Here is an 18,862-nt window from a genome sequence, read left to right as displayed (position 1 = left end):
GCCCTCCCTACGTATGGGTCGCTCATCCTCCTCAACTCATCAGGACGCGGATTCGCTCCCCGGGCTGAAACCTACCCGCAGCACGCCGTCGCGGAGCGCGGCCCCGGTGATCTTCCTGCGGGCCAGGGCCGCGGGCAGCGCCAGGATCCTGCGGTAGGGCCCGGCCGTCACGATCAGCTCGTCGCCCTTGCGGGCCAGGTCGACGTCGCCGCGGTCGGCGCCGGGCAGGGCCAGGACCAGCTCGTCGGCGTCCATCCGCAGCGGCGGATCGACGGCGTGGGCGGCGAACGGGTCGGACTCGGCGTACATCGCCTCGCCGACCTCGGCCAGCGCGTCCTTGCCGACGGGCTCGGCGGGCAGGTAGGGGATGACGTGGATGGGCAGCGGCGCGAACGACTGCTCCGCCTCGGCCAACAGCCTGGACTGCGCCGCCGCCCACTGGGCGCGCCACTCGTCGGCGCCGTCGGAGGGGAAGACGCGGTTGGCGATGACGGCGTCGACGCGGTAGCCGTACAGGTTGAGCGAGGTGAGGGTACGCCTGGCCTCGGCGAGCACCACGGACTCGGGTGTGAGCACGAGCCGCACGGAGGCGTGGTCGCCGGTGAGCAGCTCGCGCACCTCCATGAGGCCGCGGTGCAGGCGCTCGCCCGCGCTCATGACCTCCTCGCCGGGCGCGCTGACGTGGGCGACGCTGCGCACGAACGGCGAGACGAGCCTGACGAGCCTGCGGCCGACGGGCATGAGCTTGCTGACGTGCCAGTCGAGCGCCTCGGGCAGGGCCAGCAGCCGCAGTGTCTCGGCGGTGGGCGCGCAGTCGACGACGATCACGTCCCAGCGGCCCTCGCGGGCGTGCTCGCGCAGCTCCAGGAGGGCGATGACCTCCTCGGCGCCGGGCAGCACGGTGATCTCCTCGGAGGTGATCTCGTCGAGGCCCAGCTCGCTCAGCACGCCCCTGGCGTACTGCTGCAGCTCGCCCCAGTGGCGCTCCAGCGACTTCTGCGTGTCCACCTGGTGGAGGTGCAGGCCCGGCGCGATCTCGCCGGGCTCGACGTCGAGCGCGTCGGCCAGCGAGTGGGCGGTGTCGGTCGAGACGATCAGCGTCTTGAGCCCGCGCCTGGCGGCGAGCGTGGCCGTCGCGGCGGCGGCCGTGGTCTTGCCGACGCCGCCCTTTCCGGTGAAGAGCAGGACCCTCGGGCTCAACTCAGCTGCCTTCGACGCGCTTCTTGAGGCCCTTGAGCGCGGTGTCCACGATCACCTTCTCGGCCTTGCGCCTGATCATGCCGATCATGGGCACGCTCAGATCGACGGTGAGCTCGTACGTCACGTCCGTGCCCCTGCCCGTGTCGGCGAGCAGGTAACTCCCCCGCAGCTCGGAGACCATCTTGCCCGGCTCGACCACCTGCCAGCTCACGTGGTCGTCCTGCCAGGTGTAGCCGAGGGTGTAGGTGTCACTGATCATCCCGGCGTCGAGGACGAAGCGCACCGTCTCCGGCCTGCCCTGTCCGTCGGTGGTGAGGACCTCGGCGCTCTTGACCTGCCCGGCCCAGTCGGGGTACGAGGGGAAGTCGGCGATGACCGCCATGACCTCGGGCCGGCCTGCGCTGATGGTGGTGCTCGAAGTGGTGCGATCAGCCATGCGACCACCGTAATGCAGAATCCCCTCGTTGCGGTGGATCGCCCGGCGCGGCCCACCGCAGGCCGGGTCACCATTCGAGGACGAAAGGCACACCCCTTCCTCTGAAGTGGCCCACGTTCACGCATTCGGTGCGGCCGATGCGCGTGCGCGCGTAGAGCGGGTTGTGCACGTGGCCGAAGAGCGCGTAGCGCGGCTGGGTCCGCTCGATGGCCGCCAGGGTGGCCTCGCTGCCGCGCTCGAACCGCCTGGCCACCACGTCGTAGAGGAGCTCGGGCACGGCCGGCGGGATGTGGCAGCACAGGACGTCCACCTCCCCGACCGCCTCGACCTTGGCCGCGTACTCCTCGTCGCTGATCTCGTACGGCGTGCGGTAGGGGGTCTGCAGCCCGCCGCCCACGAACCCGAACCGCAGGCCGCCGATCTCCGCCACCTGCCCGTCGAGCACCTGGAGGCCGGGCCTGAGGTAGTCGCCCCACAGGCGCGGCAGGTCGACGTTGCCGTAGGTGAGGTAGGCCGGGGTGGGCATGGCGGCGAAGAGGGTCTCGTACTGGGAGCGCACGTGGCGTTCGATGTGCTCGCGCGGGTCGCCGTCCAGCGTCGCCCACAGGCGCGCGGACATGGCCCTGGCCTCGTCGAACCGCTTGGCCGTGCGCAGCGCGATGAACTCGGCGGCCCGCTCGGCGCCGAACAGGGTGGGGAAGATGCCCTGCGCGTGGTCGTCGTAGTCGACGAAAAGGATCAGGTCGCCCAGGCAGACCAGCGCGTCCGCGCCGTCGCCCGCCCTGGCCAGCGCGTCGACCCTGCCATGGACATCGCTGACGACATGGACCCTCATGGGCAAATCCTACTGAGGGTGGCTGCTAGCGTGAGCTGTGACACTACCCGCCCGTAACTTGACGCGGTAACGTCCAGGCGGTCCCCGAAGAGGAGTTGATCCGTTGCGCGAGTACAGCGTTCCCGTCCTGGTCGATGTGCCTGCCTCCGCAGGCCTGTCCGACACCGTGTTCAAGCGGGCCGAGCAGGAGCCGGGCGCCGTGATCATGCGCCGCAAGACGGACTCCGGCTGGCCCGTGGTCACCGCCTCCGAGTTCCGCGACCAGGTGGTCGAGGTGGCCAAGGGGCTGATCGCGGCGGGGATCTCGCACGGCGACCGGGTCGCGCTGATGTCGCGCACCCGTTACGAGTGGACGCTGGTCGACTACGCCATCTGGACGGTCGGGGCGGTCACCGTGCCGATCTACGAGACGTCCTCGGTCGAGCAGGTCAGGTGGATCCTGACCGACAGCGAGGCGAAGGCGGTGTTCGTCGAGCTGGACGAGCACGAGGAGACCGTCAGGGAGGCCGCGCCCGAGCTGAAGCAGGTCTGGCGGGTCGACGGCGCCCTGGAGGTGGGTGACGTCTCCGACGCGGAGGTGGCTCGGCGGCGCGAGCAGGTGGGCATCGCCGACCTCGCCACGGTCGTCTACACCTCGGGCACCACCGGACGGCCCAAGGGCTGCCGCATCACCCACGACAACCTGCTCTTCACCGCCCGCAACGTGCTGCGCGGGCCGCTGGAGCCGCTGTTCGCCACCAAGGACCCGGCGGCCCTGCTGTTCCTGCCGCTGGCGCACATCCTCGCCAGGATCATCCAGGTGGTGCTGATCGAGGCGGGCGCGGTCATCGCGCACACCCCCAACATGAAGAACGTCGCCCCCGACCTGCAGGACTTCAAGCCCACGTTCCTGCTGGGCGTGCCCCGCGTGTTCGAGAAGGTCTACAACGGCGCCGAGCAGAAGGCCATCTCGGGCGGCAAGGGCAAGATCTTCGCCAGCGCCGTGGACGTGGCGATGGCCTCGAGCCGCGCCTCCGCCGCCGGCGCGCCGCTCGGGCTCCGGCTGAAGCACCTGCTGTTCGACCGGCTGGTGTACACCAAGCTCCGCGCGGCCACGGGCGGCCGCCTGTCGGCCGCCGTCTCCGGCGGCGGCGCGCTGGGCGAGCGGCTCGGCCACTTCTTCAAGGGCGTCGGCATCGAGGTCTTCGAGGGCTACGGCCTGACGGAGACCACGGGGCCGTGCACGGTCAACATGCCGTACGGCAACAAGATCGGCACGGTCGGCAAGCCGCTGCCCGGCGTGAGCCTGCGCATCGGCGACGACGGGGAGATCCTGGCCAAGGGCCGGAACGTCTTCCCGGGCTACTGGAAGAACGACGAGGCCACGGCCGAGGTGATCGACGCCGAGGGCTGGTTCCACACGGGCGACATCGGCGAGCTGGACGCCGACGGCTACCTGCGGATCACGGGCCGCAAGAAGGAGATCCTGGTGACGGCGGCGGGCAAGAACGTCGCCCCGGGGCCGCTGGAGGACGCGCTGCGCGCCCACCCGCTGGTCTCCCAGGCCATGATCGTCGGCGACGGCCGGCCCTTCGTCGCCGCCCTGATCACCCTCGACCCCGAGGCGCTGCCCGACGGGGCCTCCGCCACCGAGCTGCGCACGGACCCGGCGGTGCTGGCGCAGGTCCAGGAGGCGGTCGACCGGGCCAACCTGCTGGTGTCGAAGGCCGAGCAGATCAAGAAGTTCACGATCCTGGACCGGGACATCACCGAGGACAGCGGGCACCTGACGCCCACGCTCAAGGTCAAGCGCAACCTCGTCATGCGCGACTTCACCAAGGAGATCGACGGGCTCTACGACGGGAAGCACTGACGGCTCAGGCGCCGTCGTGGTCACGCGGGGCCGAGCGCCTCGGCGATGAGGAGCTCGCCCACGTGCCCGGCCAGCTCCTCCCTGGCCGGCTGCGGCAGGCCTGAGTCGCTGACGAGCACGTCCGCCTCGCGCAGCTCGGCGATGGTGCTGATGCCGACCGTGCCCCACTTGGTGTGGTCGGCGGGCACGACGAGCCGGCCGGCCGCCTCCACGAGGGCGCGGTCGGTCTCCGCCTCCATCATGTTCGGGGTGGTGAAGCCGGCCCTGACGGTCATGCCGTGCACGCCGAGGAACAGCAGGTCCACGTTGAGCCGATGGATCGCGGCCACCGCCACCGGGCCGACCAACGCGTCCGACGGGGTGCGCACGCCACCGGTGAGCACGACCGTCTGGTCGCCCCTGCCGGTGTGGCGGAAGACCTCGGCGACGCGCACCGAGTTCGTCACGACGGTCAGGGCCGGGACGGCGGCCAGGCGGCGGGCGAGGGTCCAGGTGGTGGTGCCGGCCGAGAGCGCCACGGTGGCGCCGGGCCGTACGAGGGCGGCGGCGCGGCGGGCGATGGCCCGCTTCTCCCCCTCCTGGCGCACCGATTTGGCCGCGAAGCCCGGCTCGTCCGTGGAGCCGACGCTGGTGGCGCCGCCGTGCACCTTGGCCAGCAGGCCGCGCCCGGCCAGCAGCTCCAGGTCGCGGCGGATGGTGATGTCGGAGACGCCGAACGCGCGCACCAGCTCGACCACGCGGACGCCGCCGTTCTGCTTGACGAGCTCCAGAATCGCCTGCTGACGCTGCTGGGCGAGCATCGCATCACCAGATCCCGACAGGTTCCGACACCGGTTCGATCGCATCATGACACGGCGCGGACGCTGGGCAAGGTCATAGAAATGTGCGTTGACAGTTGGAAATGTTGGGTTTTCGCTGAATGAAGGTGAGTGAAGTCGGGGGGATTTGAAGGGTCCGGCTAGGAGGAACCCATCATGGACCAACGTCTGCCGATCTCCCGTCGCCATCTCCTGCTCGGTGCCGCCGCGCTCGGCGTGCCGGCCGCCCTCGTCGGCTGCGGCTCCGACGACACCCCGGCCCCCGCCGGCGGCAAGACCGCCGGCAACCTGGGGACGGTCACGATCGGCTCCAACGCCTCCGACGAGATCCCGAAGAAGTCCCTGGACACCCAGGTCAAGGCCTTCACGCAGGCCACGGTCAAGATCAACACGGTGGACCACAACACGTTCCAGGAGAACATCAACCGCTACCTGCGCGGCACGCCCGACGACGTGTTCACCTGGTTCGCGGGCTACCGGATGCAGTTCTTCGCCGCGCAGGGGCTGGCGATCGACGTCTCGGACGTGTGGCGGGAGATCGGCGGCGACTACACGCAGGCGTTCAAGGACCAGTCGACCGGGACCGACGGCAAGCAGTACTTCGTGCCGGCCACGTACTACCCCTGGGCGGTCTTCTACCGCAAGAGCGTCTGGCAGGAGAAGGGATACCAGCCGCCGGCCACGCTGGACGAGTTCACCGCGCTGGCCAGGAAGATGAAGGCCGACGGGCTCATCCCGATCGCGTTCGCCGACAAGGACGGCTGGCCGGCGATGGGCACGTTCGACATTCTCAACATGCGGATCAACGGCTACGACTTCCACGTCTCGCTCATGGCGGGCAAGGAGTCGTGGACCGACCCGAAGGTCAAGCAGGTCTTCGACACCTGGCGGGGCCTGATGGAGTACCACCAGCCGGCCGCGCTCGGCCGCACCTGGCAGGAGGCCGGGCAGTCGCTGGCGCAGAAGAAGACCGGGATGTACCTCCTGGGGATGTTCGTCGCCCAGCAGTTCCCCGAGGCCGACCGCGCGGACCTCGACTTCTTCACCTTCCCCGAGATCAACCCGGCGTACGGGACCGACTCGATCGACGCCCCCATCGACGGCTACATGATCTCCGCCAAGGCCAAGAACGTGGACGGCGCCAAGGCGCTGCTCAAGCAACTCGCCCAGGCCTCCTCGCAGAACATCGCCACGAAGCTGGACCCGGGCACGCTGGCCGCCAGCTCCAAGGCCGACACCTCCGGCTACAGCGCCCTGCAGAAGCGCGGCGCCGAGCTGGTGTCGAAGGCCACCCACATCGCGCAGTTCCTCGACCGCGACACGCGGCCGGACTTCGCCTCCACCGTGATGATCCCGTCGCTGCAGTCGTTCGTGAGCAAGCCCGGCGAGATCGACTCCCTGCTGGCGAGCATCGAGAAGCAGAAGGCCAACATCTTCCGCTGATGGCAGTCAAAACCCGCCGCTACTCCGCCCGCGACGTGACCATCCTGGTCATCGGGCTGGGGATGGCCATCGTCGTCAACGTGGGCCTCATCTGGGGGCCCACGCTGGCCTCCGTCGGGCTCTCCGCCACCGACTGGAACGGCATCGGGCCGATCGAGTGGGTGGGCGGGCAGAACTACCACGACCTGGCGGCCGAATATCCGCCGTTCTGGTCGGCCGTCCGCAACAACCTGCTGTGGCTGGGCTTCCTCGGGCTGGTCGCGACGCCGTTCGGGCTGTTCTGCGCGGTGCTGCTGGACCGGCGGCTGCGGCTGTCGCGCGTCTACCAGAGCGCGCTCTACATGCCGGTCGTGCTGTCGCTGGCCGTCGTGGGCTTCATCGCGCAGCTCGTCTACTCCTCCGACTACGGCGTGCTGAACGCGGTGACCGGGCTGACCGTGGACTGGCTGGGCGACAGCTCGATCAACATCTGGGTCGTCATGGTCGCGGCCGGATGGCGGCACGTCGGCTACGTCATGGTCATCTACCTGGCCGGGCTGAAGGCGGTCGATCCGGCGCTGAAGGAGGCGGCGGCCATCGACGGGGCCGACGAGCGGCAGGCGTTCTTCCGCGTGGTGTTCCCGACCCTGCGGCCGGTCAACGTGATCGTGCTGGTCATCACGGTGATCGAGGCGCTGCGGGCCTTCGACATCGTCTACGCCATCAACAAGGGCAGGAACGGGCTGGAGCTGCTGTCCGTGCTCGTCACCGAGAACATCGTGGGCGAGGCCAGCAGGATCGGGTTCGGCTCGGCGATCGCGGTGATCCTGCTGGTGATCTCGCTGGGGTTCATCGTCACCTACCTGTCGCAGATGTTCAGGGAGGAACGATGACGCTCACGGCCCCGCCCGCCGCTCCCCCGGCCCAGGAGCGGCGCGCGCCGTCCCGGCGTCCGGTGCGGCCGCTGCGGATCCTGCTCCACGCCTTCCTGACGCTGGTGGCCCTCGGGTGGCTGCTGCCGCTCGCGCTGGCCGTCTACGCGTCGCTGCGCCCGTACGAGGAGACCGCCCGCCTGGGCTACTTCTCGCTGCCCGAGCACCTCACGCTCGGCTACTACGGACAGGCGTGGTCCCAGGCCGAGCTGCCCCGCTACTACCTCAACACGTTGATCATCGTCGTGCCCGGCGTGCTGATCACGTTGTTCATGGCGTCGTTCACGGCCTTCGCCATCGCGCGGCTGCGCATTCCCGGGCGCAAGGCGCTGCTGATCGTGTTCACCGCCGGGAACCTGCTGCCACCGCAGGTCCTCATCACCCCGCTCTACACCCTCTACACCCTCGTCCCGCTGCCCGCGTGGCTGTCGGACTCGCAGTCGCTCTACGACTCCTACCTGGGGCTGGTCCTGGTCCACGTGGCGTTCCAGTTCGGGTTCTGCGTGTTCGTCATGGCGAACTTCATGCGCACGATCCCCGAGGAGATCACCGAGGCGGCGCTGGTGGACGGGGCCTCGGTGTGGAAGCGGTACTGGCGGCTGACGCTGCCGCTGTGCCGTCCGGTGCTGGCGGCGCTGTCCACGCTGCAGTTCACCTGGATGTACAACGACTTCCTGTGGGCGCTGGTGCTGATGTCGTCGGGCGACAAGCTGCCGGTCACCTCCGCGCTGAACAACCTGCGCGGCCAGTTCTTCACCGACTACAACCTGCTGGCCGCCGGGTCGGTGCTGGTGGCGCTGCCCACGCTGATCGTCTTCCAGCTCCTGCACAAGCAGTTCGTCGCCGGTCTGACGCTGGGGGCCACCAAGGGTTAGAGGGGGCTAGAGGAGGGTGCGGAAGCGGGCGGCCACGTGCTCCCACGCCCAGTCGCGGACGATCCAGTCACGGCCGCCCGCGCCCATCTTGCGGGCCTTGTCGGGGTCGGTCAGCAACTCGACGATCGCCTGGGCCACCTCGGCCGGGTCCTCGCCGTCCACGACCAGCCCCGTCTCGCCGGGCCGCACGGCGTCGGGCGCGCCGCCGGACGCGCCCGCCACCACCGGCAGCCCGGTGGCGGACGCCTCCAGGAACACGATCCCGAGCCCTTCCACGTCCACCCCCTTCCACCGGGTACGGCACGGCATCGCGAACACGTCGGCGGCGGCGTAGTAACCGGGCAGGCTCGCGGCCGGCACCGTGCCGGTGAACCTGATCGACTCCCGCCCCGCCGCCAGGCGTTCCAGCGTCCCGCGGTGGGGGCCGCCGCCGACCAGCAGCAGCACCGCCTCCGGCACCGAGCGCAGCACCCGGGGCCAGGCCCTGATGAGCTGGTCCTGGCCCTTCCTCGGCACCAGCCGCGACACGCACACGACCACCGGCCTGCCGTCCAGGCCCAGCTCCGCCTTGGGCGCGTCGGGGCGGAACTGGCCGACGTCCACGCCGGGCGCCAGCCGTACGAGCTTGCCCGGCGGGACTGCGGCGACCAGGCGGCCGCGCGTGTACTCGCCCAGGTACGTCACCACGTCGGCGTGCTCGCCAATCCTGCGCAGCACGGCGCGGAAGCCCGGCGCGCTCGCCCACGACGCCTCGTGGCCGTGGGTGAGCATCACCACGCGCCGCGCCCCCGCCCGGCGCAGGCGGGGGGCGAGCAGCCCGAGCGGCGCCGCCGCCCCGAACACCACGGTCTGCGCGCCGTGCTCGGCCACCAGCCTCGCCGCCCTGCGGGCGACGGCCGGCGTCGGGAGCATGAGCCGCGTCGGATGGCGCACGATCGGGAACGGCTGGAGCTCGTCGAACTCCTCGCAGCCCGGCCAGGCGGGCGCATAGACGACCACGCCCGGCGTGCGCAGCGCGAGGCCGTGCACGAACGACTGGATGCCGCCCGGCCTGGGCGGGAAGTCGTTCGTGACGACGAGCACCTTGGGCCCCGCACCCGGCGTCGCGCCGGCCGCCGCGCTTGTCACCGCACGGGTCACCGCACGTGTCACCGCACGTGTCACTGCACGGGGACGCCGTTCAGCTTGGCCCATGCACGGGCCATCGCGATGCGCTCGGGGCTGGAAGGATGGGACGCATAGAGCACATATTCCACCGCATCCGGCGACAAGTCGGAAATATTGGTGACTGCCAGGCGTTTCTGCATCGCTATGAACGTGGCCGGATCGTGCGTGAGGTCCAGCGCATGAAGGTCGGCCCTGGCCTCGATGTGGCGGCTGATCAGGTTCTCGGCGGGGCTCATGAGCAGCGAGCCGAAGGTCATCAGGCCTATGACCGCGCCGACCGCGCGCGGATCGCCCAGGCCTGTGACGCCGGTGCGGCGGCGTACCAGGTCGAACACCCAGAACAGCAGGATCGCGCCCAGCGCGGCGCCCAGGGCGCCGATGAACGTGCCGTAGAGCACGTCGTCTGTCTTGGCGTGGCCCAGCTCGTGCGCCACTACCAGCTCGACCTCGGCCTTCGGAGCCTTGAGCAGCGTGTCGTAGACGACGATGCGGCGCGTGGCGCCGAACCCGGACACGTAGGCGTTCAGCGCCGTCGTCCTGCGGGAGGCGTCGGCGACCAGCACGTCCTCGACCGGCACGCCGTCCCGCTTGGCCATGTCCAGGAGCTCGGTGCGGAGCTGGCCCTGCTGCATGGTCGTGAAGTCGTTGAACAGCGGCTCGAACACCACCGGGTAGACGAACGACGCCAGCACCGTCAGCGCGAACGCGCCCACGGCGGCCGGGATCCACCACCGCCTGAACTTGCGGGCCAGCGCCACGAGCACCAGCAGCATCAGGCTGAGCATGAACGCGTCGACGCCGATGTTCTTCAGCCGGTCGCTCGCCCAGGACCCCCAGGTCTGGATGGACAGGCCATAACCGCGCAGCAGGGTCTCGCCCCAGATGGCGATCGGCAGCTTGACCAGCTGGGTGAAGAGGGTGATGACCACGACGCCCAGCACCACGCGGACCCACCAGGAGCCTTTGAGCCACGCCACCAGCTTCACGCCGAGCGGGGTGGCGACGAGCAGTCCGGCGATGATCAGTGTGAGGGCCAGCGAGAGGTACGCGGGCAGGGTGCTGGCCGCGTCGAACGCCTCGGACCTGGCGATCTGCGCGGCGGTGAAGTCGCGGGCCGGGTCGGGTGGTCCGGAGGTCAGGAGGTGCCAGGGGGTGCTGAAGGCGGCCACGGCCGCGATCACCAGGCCGAGCAGCACGGCCGCCACCGCCGCCTGCCGCCTCAGCCGGCGCTCGCCGTCGGGCTCCGGCGGCCCTCCCCCGTTCACGGACACACCTTCACCATGCCCCCGCCTTCCGCCGCCGCTCTCCCCCTTCACGAACACACCACCGCCGGACACCGGACCCGCGCTCTCCCCTTTCACGGACGCGCCACCCCCGGACACCGGGCTGACGCCCTCCCCCTTTACTGGCGCGCTCTCACCGTGACCGCGCGCCTCGCCACTCAGAGCCGCGGCGCCTCCGGCCTCCTCACCCTCCTTCGACGCCTCTTGCGACGCGTCGTCCACGTTCCGCCGTTCGCTCATCTGCCTCCCCCTCACGCGAGCTGGTCTCGCACGTAGTCGCGCCACCGTGCCGTCAGCGTGGCCGCGGAGAGGCCGAGCGCGGCGAGTGCTCGGTCTACGCCGCCCGCGCGGGCGTCACGGTAGAGCCTCACCAGCGTCCTCTCACCGAACCGGTCAGCCAGGAAGCGACACGCCAGCCAAGCCTCCTGGTACGCCCGGGCGAGCCGGACGGGGTCCCGCCCGTCAGCCGCGAAAGCCGCAGGTCCGGGCAATTCCCTCGGCAGCCTCCCGGCCCGCACCTCGGCGGCGAGCTCGGCGGCCGCGGTCCTCACGGGGAGGCCGGAGTCGCGGTAGCCGACGTAGTCGGCGAACCCCTCATAGAGCCATGGGGGCAGGCGGTCGGTGCCGGCGACGACGTGGGTGAGCTCGTGGGTGAGTACGACGTCCTTGCCGGTGGAGTTCAGCCTGGCGAAGAACTCGGGGACGATGATCACACGCCCGCGATCGGCCACCGCCGCCAGCCCGTCGACCCGCCCCACCCCGGCCAGCCCGGCCGCCTCGGCGGCGGACGAGGGAACGACTACGAGCGGTCGTACTGACCTTCCGAGCACGGCCGACACCCGCTGCCCCGCCCGATCAGCCCTCCGTGCGATGTCGCCGAGCTCGGCGGGTGCGGTGTGCCGGCCGACGACCACGGACCGCGCCCCACGGGCCACGACCTCGCCGTCACCCCACAGGCCGCGGACTTCGGCGGGAAGGATGGGGGAATCGGGGGTGGGGGCGCTGGCGGGGGCGGCGGCGAGAAGCAGGACGGAGACGATCGCAGCCCGCCGACTCACCTGCCCTGACACGATGCCCGATCGTAGCCGCCCGCCGGCCCATGACCGGCCACTCCGCACCCCGAACCGCGCGCCCGTGAGAGCCGTCCACCCGCACCGCATGCGGTGGCTGCGCGCCAGAGGACCGCACACCGCGCGCCACCGGACGGGGAGCCTGGCCCGCGAGCCGTGTCGCCGAGGGGCCGTGGGTTGGGCGGCTGTGGGCCTGTGCGGCCACGTGCGCGAGGCCGGGATGTGCGGCGGGTGGTGCCGCCCGTGCTCCGCCGTAAAAAATGAAAGTAACAATGGGAGAGCCCCGCCCGGAGGAGCCGGGCGGGGCTTCTTCACATGCCGGGACGAACAGCGCCGACGAACGACGCCCGCCGCCATTCACTCAGCTTGTCGATGCGTACCCGTTCGCCTGTCCGAGGCGAGTGGACCATCTTGCCCTTGCCGACGTACATGCCCACGTGGCCGAGCCCCCTGAAGAACATCAGGTCGCCGGGACGGAGGTTCCGCCACGAGACCTTGTTCTTGGTGCGGGCGAACTGGCTGGCCGCCACGCGTGGGAGCTTCACCCCGGCCTTCTTCCAGGCGTACTGGACGAGGCCGGAGCAGTCGAACGAACCAGGGCCTGTGCCTCCGTACCGGTACGGGTCACCGACCTGGTTCTTGGCCACGGCGACGGCCTTGCTGGCCTTCGCCTTCTGACGGGCGACCTTGGCCGCCCTCAGCGCCGCGGCCGAGGTCGTCTTCGAGGTTCCGGCGGTTGCGGCCGCCTTGGTCGTCGAAGCCGAATCGGTCGTGGCCGCCTGAGCCGTTGGGGCATGGAGGATCGCACCTCCGGCCGTCACGGTCATCGTGAGCGCTACGCCACTCAGGGCAATGCGGGACAGACGGGGGTTATGCAGGGAGGTAGACAGGATTTCTCCTTGACTCTTCCACGAATGCCTACCGGGTTAGCTGACGGATTCGGGCCTGGAAGTCGCCCTACGGCGCGATGTGCGCGCCGATTCACCCCCTGATCCCTGGGGAACTGGGATCGCTGGGTCCCCGGCTCCGTGCCTCCTGGCTGCACGGATTCGGCAGGCCAACCGTCCCGACCAATGTGTTGATATGGGGACATTTGGGCGGTTGACCAGCGGATCTTTATCTGTCTCACACCGGGAGGGACCGGTGCGGGTTCGCGGGGGACATGGCTTGTTCACCGCGACGTCGCCAGAAGCTACGCCGAAGGGTCAAGGATCGGCAAAGCGGAACATCGCTTGTAAAGATCAGATAGTGGAGTCAGTAAGGAGGGAAATCCCTGCTGGAACACCAGGTTCCGTTACCAAAATGTGACGCTGCTCACATTTGTTTTCGCGCCCGTTTGTCAGGCCCCAAATGTCGCGTTTGTCACACTTGTTGCGACTCGTCAGGCGCGCTGGATCGTTCCCATCGCCCATCAGCCGAACCTCGTTCGGCTGATGCGATCAACGATCCGGCGTCGTAGCTACGGGCGGATGGCGCCCACGAGGCGGCCGCCGTACGCCGAGAGTTTGACGACCTTGACCACGTCGCCCGTCTGCGGCGCGTGAACGATTTTCCCGTCGCCGGCGTAGATACTGACGTGACCCAGGCTCGAGCTGAAGATGAGGTCCCCCGGCTGGAGGGCGCTCAGTGAGACCTTGCGGCTCGCACCCCAGGCCCACTGCTGCCAGGTCGTGCGCGGCAGCGACACGCCCGCGGCGCGCCACGACGCCTGGGTCAGGCCGGAGCAGTCCCAGCCGCCCGGACCCGTCCCGCCGAACACGTACGGCTTGCCCACCTGGGCGAAGGCGAAGCGCAGAACGGCGGCGGCGTTGCCCGAGGCCGGGCCCGTGTACTGGATGCCGACGCTGTTCGGGTTGCCGGGGTTGTAGGCGCCCAGCTTCTTCAGGAGCTTCTTCTGCTCGGAGATCAGCTTCATGATCTCCGAGCGCTCCTTCTCGACCCCGTCCCGTTCCCGGTCGGCCGCCTCCAGCGCCTCTTCCGCCTTGTCGCGTTCGACCTTCAGCCCGCGGTTCTCCCGGTCGAACGCGGCCAGCTTCTCCGCCCGCTCCCGCGAGAGCTGCCCGGCCAGCGCCAGGCTCATCAGGAAGTCGTCGGGGCGGTCCGCGCTCACCAGGCCGGGCAGGGAGGTCACGTCGGTGCCGAGCTTGTAGCTGTCGACGGCCATGCCGATCACCTGGGCGCGCAGGTCCGCGACCGTCGCCAGCTTGGTCTTGTAGCGGTCGTTCAGCTTGGTGTAGGCGCCCTTGGCGGCCTTGTACCGCTCGGTGGCCGTGTTGAAGCGATCGACGACCTTGTCGGCCTTGTCGTTGAGCTTGTCGAGCTTGGCCTTGGCCTGTCCGAGGGTGGGCCGGGGATCAGCGACGGCGGCTCCCATGGGGGACAGGACCAGCCCGAACGCGAGACCCGCGGCCACCGGCACCCTGCCAAACCTCACTGTGTCGCCTCCCAGGGATGATATCTGGGGCGAATAGTACAGAAGTGGCGGGTGAGGTCACACGTTATCCGCCCAATTCGTAATATCCCTGGCACAGCGCGGCAAATCCGCACGTAAGGGGTGCAGGTAATCTAGGCCCGGCCCAGCCTGCGCAGCAGCAAGCCAGACGGAACGGGTCTGGCTCCCATCCGCCTGACGGACTCGGCCACCTCGCGGTCCGACGACACCACGGCCATGGCCCGGCCGGGCGGCTCGGCGCGTACGAGCTGGCGGATCAGATCGTCGGCGATCTCCCCCGGCTGGCTGAACAGCACTCGCACCCCGCGCGGCGCCACGACCTGCACCGGGGAGTTGAGCTCGGCCCCGTCGAACACGACGGTGACCTCGACCCTGGTCTGCGCCACCAGCCCGCCGAGCCCGGTCATGAGCCGGGTGCGCTGGTCGGCGAGGGTGAGCGTGCCGTAGCCGGTCTTGGTCACGTTGTAGCCGTCGATGATCAGGTGGACCTGCGGCAGGGCTAGGAGCTGGTCGAGGAGCTGCGGGTCGTCGTCGGCCAGCGCCCGCGCGGGCACCCCCCGGACGCCGGGCCGCTCGCCGGTGACCGCGGCGACCGAGTCGGCGGGCCGGCTGATCATCGTGGGCAGGGCGAGCTCCCTGCGCAGCCCGGCCGAGGCGTCCTGCAGCGCGTCGAGCAGCACCCGGATGCGGGCGTCCTCGATGCTCCTGCCCTCGCGGGCGGCCCGGCGCGAGGCCTCCAGCTGTTTCTCCACATCGGCCAGCCGCTCGCGCAGCCGCCGCAGCTCGGACTCGCCCGCGGTGCCCGCGGCCGTGGCGGCCGACCTGGCGTCCTCCGCCGCGTGCTCCATCTCGTCGGCCCGCTGCACCGCGCCCTTGGCCCGCTCGCGGGCGTCGTGGAGCTTGCGCCTCAAATCAGAATTTTCCGCGCGGGCCGCCCTGATCTGCTCGCGCAGCCGATCGGCCTCCTCCTTGGCGGCGGTCTTCTGCGCGGCGAGCTGCTCGCGGAGCCGGTTGACGGCCTCCTCGCGCTCCGATCCCTCGGCCGCCACGGCCGACTGCACCAGGTCCGTACGGGCGACCTCGATCATCTCCGCCCAGCCGGGCGGGCGGGTGAGGTAGGCGGCCGCGGCCACGAGCACGGGGTCGGCGGCCGGTGGGACATTCCCCTCGGCCAGGGACGCCACCAATTCGGGCCAGCCAGCCTCCACCGATTCGGCCACCAGCTCGCGGAACTTCTTGTCGTTCTCGAGCTGCGCCGCGATGGGCGCGCTGCCGAGTTTGGCGCGTTTTCGGGGGTCGAACTTGGCGATCCCGCGAAGGGGCGGCGGTATGGAGGCAGCGGGCATCGTCCCGAGGACCTGGGACGCCAGATCGACGACATTGAGCCGCACCTGCTCGGGAAGCGGGCGAGACAGGCCTTCACCCGCTGAACTCATCCCACTTGTCCCTTCGTGACATGCCCTTTCAGACAAGGGTACGGCTGCCGCGTACCTGACCGTAACGGCCACCTCTCTCTAGACAAGCGCTTGGTTGGGGATATACGACTGAGCCGGGACGGGTGTTCACCCAGGAGGCCGACCATGGCAGAAGAGATCCGCACCTCCACCCGTGACCTGGTGGAACTGCGCGACAGCCTGGCCCGCTGGCTGCGCGGGAGGGTCGGCGCGAGCGCCTCGGTGTCCGAGGTGTCCAGGCCCGCCGAGAACGGCATGTCCAGCGAGACCCTGTTCTTCACCGCGACCTGGGACGAAGGGCGAACGCGCTGCGTAGCCAGGCTCGCACCTGCGGTAGAAGCCGTTCCCGTGTTCCCCTCGTACGATCTTCGGGCGCAGTTCGAGATCATGCGCCTGGCCAGGCAGAAAGCTGGGATCCCAGCGCCCAGGGCCCTCTGGTTCGAGCCGGACCCGGAACACCTGGGCACGCCGTTCCTCGTCATGGAGCGCGAGGACGGCGACGTGCCGCCGGACGTGATGCCGTACACGTTCGGGAGCTGGCTGCTCGACGCGGCGCCCGCGGACCAGCGCAGGCTGCAGGACGCCGGCGTGGCGGTCCTGGCGGCGCTGCACCGGGCGGAGTTCACGCCCGCGGAGCTGGCCCCGTTCGGGGCCGCCGGGTTGCGCGCGCACGTCGAGGCGCAGCGGGGCTACTACGAGTGGGCCCACGGCGAGCGGCCGATCCCGGTGCTGGACCGGGCCTTCCGGTGGCTCGAGTCGCACTGGCCGCAGGAGCCCGGGCCGGACGTGCTGTGCTGGGGCGACGCCAGGATCGGGAACATGATGTTCAGGGACTTCACCCCGGTCGCGGTGCTCGACTGGGAGATGGCCGCGGTGGGGCCGCCCGAGCTGGACCTGTCCTGGATGATCTTCCTCCACCGCTTCTTCCAGGACATCACGGTCTCTGCAGGCTTTCCTGGCATGCCCGACTTCATGCGCAGCGAAGACGTTTGCAGGAAATATCGGGAAATAACGGGGTACGAGCCTCGCGACATGGACTTCTACGAGATGTACGCGGCGCTCCGGCACGGCATCGTCATGGCCAGGGTGTGGCAGCGCCGGATCCACTTCGGCGAGCAGCCCAGGCCCGACGACCCCGACGACCTGGTGCTGCACCGGGCCACGATCGAGGAGCTCCTGACCCGCTGACTACGTGCCGGCGTCGTAGACCAGCAGCGCGACCTGGACCCGGTTGTTGAGGTCGAGCTTGGACAGGATGCGCGAGACGTGCGCCTTGACCGTGGGCACGCTCATGTAGAGCTCCCGCGCGATCTCGGCGTTGGACCTGCCCTGCCCCACGGCCAGCGCCACCTCCCGCTCCCGCTCGCTGAGCCGGCCGAGCAGCTTCCTCGCCCGTGAGGTACGGTCTCCCGCCGCGCCGTCGGACACGTGCGTGATGAGCTGCCGCGTCACCGCGGGCGACAGGATCGGCTCGCCCGCGGCCACCTTCCTGATGGCCTGCACCAGGTCGCCCGGCGCGATGTCCTTCAGCAGGAACCCCGCAGCCCCCGCCCGCAGCGCCCGCAGCACCTGCGCGTCGGCGTGGAACGTGGTCAGCACCACCACCTCGGGCGGCGCGGACGTGCCGCGCAGCGCCTCGGTGGCGGTGAGCCCGTCGACGCCGGGCATGCGGATGTCCATCAGCACCACGTCGGGCCGGTGCTCGGCCACCAGCGGCGGCACCTCGGACCCGTCGCCGGCCTCGGCCACAATCATGATGTCCTCGGCGCCGCCCAGGATCATCGACAGCCCCGCCCGCACCATCGCGTCGTCGTCGACGATCAGCAGCCTGATCATGCGTCCTCCCGAGTCGTCTCCACCGGCCAGGGTAGCCACGCGCGCACCACGAACTCGCCGTCCTGTGTCGCGCCGTGCTCCAGCCGCCCGCCCGCCAGTTCGGCGCGTTCGGTCAGCCCGATGAGCCCGGCCCCGGCGCCCGGGATGTACGGGATGTGACGTACCCCCACGGGATTGCGCACCTCCGCCGACAGCCCCTCGCCCCGCGTGCCCGAGACGGCGACCGCCACGGGCGCCCCGCCCGCGTGCTTGCGCGCGTTGGTGAGCGCCTCCTGGACAATGCGGTAGACGTTGCGGCCGAGCCCTTCCGGCGCGTCGCCGCCGGCGCGCAGGTCGAGCCGGACGTCCATGCCCGCGTGGCGGCACTCCTCGACCAGCGTGGGCAGGTCGGCGAGCGTGGGCTGCGGCCGGTCGGGCACCGGGTCGTCGTCGCCGCCCGGCCCCGCGTGGCGCAGCACGCCGATGACCTCGCGCAGGTCCTGCAGTGCCAGGTGGGCGTTGGTCCTGATCGCCCCGGCCGCCCTGGCGATCTCCTCGGCGGGCGCGTCCGGCCGGAACTCCAGCGCGCCGGCGTGCAGGCTGAGCATGGAGATGCGGTGCGCGAGCACGTCGTGCATCTCCCGGGCGATGCGCTCGCGTTCGAGCCGCTTGGCCTCCTCCGCGGCGCTGTCGGCCCGCTGCCTGAGCGACCAGACGAGCTGCCGCCGGGCCCTGACCACGACGCCCCACGCGAACACGGTCAGCATCAGCGCCAGGGACAAGGCCACCATCTCGCCGCGCTCCGCGTCGGTGTGGTACCGCAGCAGGATGAAGGGCACGAGCGTGACGAGGGAGAACAGCATGACCGGGCCGGAGACCTTGAACGGCCGGTGCACCGCCACGGTGAACAGCCCGACGACCGAGGCCCCGCCGGCGAGCTCCAGATAGGACGAGAGCAGGGTGGCCACCAGCGCGAACCCCACCGGCCAGCGCCGCCGCAGCCACACCGCCACGCACGACAGCGCGCCCACCACCTGCTCCAGCAGCTGCAGCGGCTCCGGCTCGTCCTGGAGCTCCGGCAGGGTCATGACCGTGATGCCGCACGCGAGCAGGAACATGACGATGTCGACGATCCAGTCGCGGGTAGAGCGGCGCACCCGGCCGCCCTCCCTGCCGTCGCCGAGCAGCACCGACGGCAGCGCCCACCGGTATTCGTGCGTCACGTTCATCGACATTAGGCCCTGCCGAGGG

Annotated in this window: 17 protein-coding genes and 1 riboswitch; of the genes, 5 read left to right on the top strand and 12 right to left on the bottom strand. The window is 70.4% G+C overall.

The window, feature by feature from the left end:
- Positions 1-39: 39 nt before the first annotated feature.
- The 3 genes from ACIHFD_RS06940 to ACIHFD_RS06930 form a co-directional block, all read right to left on the bottom strand.
- Positions 40-1,200 (bottom strand): ArsA family ATPase, encoded by a 1,161-nt coding sequence (locus ACIHFD_RS06940; RefSeq protein WP_350728977.1) that lies wholly within the window; start codon positions 1,198-1,200, stop codon positions 40-42.
- A gap of 1 nt (position 1,201) precedes the next feature.
- Positions 1,202-1,636: an SRPBCC family protein gene (locus ACIHFD_RS06935; RefSeq protein WP_350728975.1), complete on the bottom strand. Its 435-nt coding sequence runs from the start codon at positions 1,634-1,636 to the stop codon at positions 1,202-1,204.
- A 67-nt stretch (positions 1,637-1,703) separates the two neighbouring features.
- Positions 1,704-2,471 (bottom strand): metallophosphoesterase, encoded by a 768-nt coding sequence (locus ACIHFD_RS06930; RefSeq protein ID WP_350728974.1) that lies wholly within the window; start codon positions 2,469-2,471, stop codon positions 1,704-1,706.
- Between the two features lie 103 nt (positions 2,472-2,574).
- Between ACIHFD_RS06930 and ACIHFD_RS06925 the strand changes: the two genes are divergently transcribed.
- Positions 2,575-4,323 carry an AMP-dependent synthetase/ligase gene (locus ACIHFD_RS06925; RefSeq protein WP_397365955.1) on the top strand — a complete coding sequence of 583 codons (1,749 nt, stop codon included), beginning with the start codon at positions 2,575-2,577 and terminating at the stop codon, positions 4,321-4,323.
- Between the two features lie 20 nt (positions 4,324-4,343).
- Here the strand turns inward: ACIHFD_RS06925 and ACIHFD_RS06920 are convergent, their stop codons facing one another.
- Positions 4,344-5,123 (bottom strand): DeoR/GlpR family DNA-binding transcription regulator, encoded by a 780-nt coding sequence (locus ACIHFD_RS06920; protein WP_397365953.1) that lies wholly within the window; start codon positions 5,121-5,123, stop codon positions 4,344-4,346.
- 174 nt (positions 5,124-5,297) lie between these two features.
- Between ACIHFD_RS06920 and ACIHFD_RS06915 the strand changes: the two genes are divergently transcribed.
- The 3 genes from ACIHFD_RS06915 to ACIHFD_RS06905 are packed head-to-tail and all read left to right on the top strand — an operon-like array spanning position 5,298 to position 8,370.
- A complete protein-coding gene (locus ACIHFD_RS06915; RefSeq protein ID WP_397365952.1) occupies positions 5,298-6,584 on the top strand; it encodes an ABC transporter substrate-binding protein in 1,287 nt (428 codons plus the stop codon).
- Entirely contained in the window at positions 6,584-7,456 is an 873-nt protein-coding gene (locus ACIHFD_RS06910; RefSeq protein ID WP_350728967.1) for a sugar ABC transporter permease, read from the top strand. Before ACIHFD_RS06915 ends, ACIHFD_RS06910 begins: the two co-directional genes overlap by 1 nt.
- The gene (locus ACIHFD_RS06905; protein ID WP_397365951.1) at positions 7,453-8,370 is read left to right on the top strand and encodes a carbohydrate ABC transporter permease; all 918 of its coding nucleotides are present in this window, start codon (positions 7,453-7,455) and stop codon (positions 8,368-8,370) included. The genes ACIHFD_RS06910 and ACIHFD_RS06905 overlap by 4 nt, the downstream gene beginning before the upstream one ends.
- 6 nt (positions 8,371-8,376) lie before the next feature.
- Here ACIHFD_RS06905 and ACIHFD_RS06900 read toward each other — a convergent pair whose 3' ends face one another.
- From ACIHFD_RS06900 to ACIHFD_RS06875, 6 genes are all read right to left on the bottom strand, one after another.
- Positions 8,377-9,498, bottom strand: a complete 1,122-nt coding sequence (locus ACIHFD_RS06900) for a glycosyltransferase family 4 protein (protein ID WP_397365950.1) — start codon at positions 9,496-9,498, stop codon at positions 8,377-8,379.
- Positions 9,499-9,530: 32 nt separating this feature from the next.
- A complete protein-coding gene (locus ACIHFD_RS06895; protein WP_397365949.1) occupies positions 9,531-10,802 on the bottom strand; it encodes a M48 family metallopeptidase in 1,272 nt (423 codons plus the stop codon).
- Positions 10,803-11,071: 269 nt separating this feature from the next.
- On the bottom strand, positions 11,072-11,878 hold the full coding sequence (locus tag ACIHFD_RS06890; RefSeq protein WP_397365948.1) for a hypothetical protein: 807 nt from the start codon (positions 11,876-11,878) through the stop codon (positions 11,072-11,074).
- Between the two features lie 323 nt (positions 11,879-12,201).
- Entirely contained in the window at positions 12,202-12,717 is a 516-nt protein-coding gene (locus ACIHFD_RS06885; RefSeq protein WP_397365947.1) for a C40 family peptidase, read from the bottom strand.
- Between the two features lie 73 nt (positions 12,718-12,790).
- Positions 12,791-12,955: riboswitch (cyclic di-AMP (ydaO/yuaA leader) on the bottom strand.
- Between the two features lie 394 nt (positions 12,956-13,349).
- A complete protein-coding gene (locus ACIHFD_RS06880) occupies positions 13,350-14,324 on the bottom strand; it encodes an NlpC/P60 family protein (RefSeq protein WP_350728958.1) in 975 nt (324 codons plus the stop codon).
- A gap of 131 nt (positions 14,325-14,455) precedes the next feature.
- Positions 14,456-15,778, bottom strand: a complete 1,323-nt coding sequence (locus ACIHFD_RS06875) for an NYN domain-containing protein (RefSeq protein WP_397365945.1) — start codon at positions 15,776-15,778, stop codon at positions 14,456-14,458.
- 144 nt (positions 15,779-15,922) lie between these two features.
- Between ACIHFD_RS06875 and ACIHFD_RS06870 the strand changes: the two genes are divergently transcribed.
- Positions 15,923-16,984: a phosphotransferase family protein gene (locus ACIHFD_RS06870; protein WP_397365944.1), complete on the top strand. Its 1,062-nt coding sequence runs from the start codon at positions 15,923-15,925 to the stop codon at positions 16,982-16,984.
- On the opposite strand, the gene ACIHFD_RS06865 is transcribed toward ACIHFD_RS06870, so the two are convergent.
- Entirely contained in the window at positions 16,985-17,632 is a 648-nt protein-coding gene (locus ACIHFD_RS06865; RefSeq protein ID WP_397365943.1) for a response regulator, read from the bottom strand.
- Positions 17,629-18,840 carry a sensor histidine kinase gene (locus ACIHFD_RS06860; protein ID WP_397365942.1) on the bottom strand — a complete coding sequence of 404 codons (1,212 nt, stop codon included), beginning with the start codon at positions 18,838-18,840 and terminating at the stop codon, positions 17,629-17,631. Before ACIHFD_RS06860 ends, ACIHFD_RS06865 begins: the two co-directional genes overlap by 4 nt.
- Positions 18,841-18,862 lie beyond the last annotated feature (22 nt).

Source organism: Nonomuraea sp. NPDC051941, assembly GCF_044593615.1.
The sequence above is the reverse complement of the archived record's forward strand: the minus strand, read 5'-3'. Positions and strand labels throughout refer to the sequence as shown.

What these genes read in the sequence shown, in the direction of transcription:
- ACIHFD_RS06935 (WP_350728975.1), bottom strand. Translation starts at nt 1,636, where the DNA reads ATGGCTGATCGCACCACTTCGAGCACCACCATCAGCGCAGGCCGGCCC.
- ACIHFD_RS06930 (WP_350728974.1), bottom strand. Translation starts at nt 2,471, where the DNA reads ATGAGGGTCCATGTCGTCAGCGATGTCCATGGCAGGGTCGACGCGCTG.
- ACIHFD_RS06920 (WP_397365953.1), bottom strand. Translation starts at nt 5,123, where the DNA reads ATGCTCGCCCAGCAGCGTCAGCAGGCGATTCTGGAGCTCGTCAAGCAG.
- ACIHFD_RS06915 (WP_397365952.1), top strand. Translation starts at nt 5,298, where the DNA reads ATGGACCAACGTCTGCCGATCTCCCGTCGCCATCTCCTGCTCGGTGCC.
- ACIHFD_RS06910 (WP_350728967.1), top strand. Translation starts at nt 6,584, where the DNA reads ATGGCAGTCAAAACCCGCCGCTACTCCGCCCGCGACGTGACCATCCTG.
- ACIHFD_RS06905 (WP_397365951.1), top strand. Translation starts at nt 7,453, where the DNA reads ATGACGCTCACGGCCCCGCCCGCCGCTCCCCCGGCCCAGGAGCGGCGC.
- ACIHFD_RS06885 (WP_397365947.1), bottom strand. Translation starts at nt 12,717, where the DNA reads ATGACCGTGACGGCCGGAGGTGCGATCCTCCATGCCCCAACGGCTCAG.
- ACIHFD_RS06875 (WP_397365945.1), bottom strand. Translation starts at nt 15,778, where the DNA reads ATGAGTTCAGCGGGTGAAGGCCTGTCTCGCCCGCTTCCCGAGCAGGTG.
- ACIHFD_RS06870 (WP_397365944.1), top strand. Translation starts at nt 15,923, where the DNA reads ATGGCAGAAGAGATCCGCACCTCCACCCGTGACCTGGTGGAACTGCGC.
- ACIHFD_RS06865 (WP_397365943.1), bottom strand. Translation starts at nt 17,632, where the DNA reads ATGATCAGGCTGCTGATCGTCGACGACGACGCGATGGTGCGGGCGGGG.
- ACIHFD_RS06860 (WP_397365942.1), bottom strand. Translation starts at nt 18,840, where the DNA reads ATGAACGTGACGCACGAATACCGGTGGGCGCTGCCGTCGGTGCTGCTC.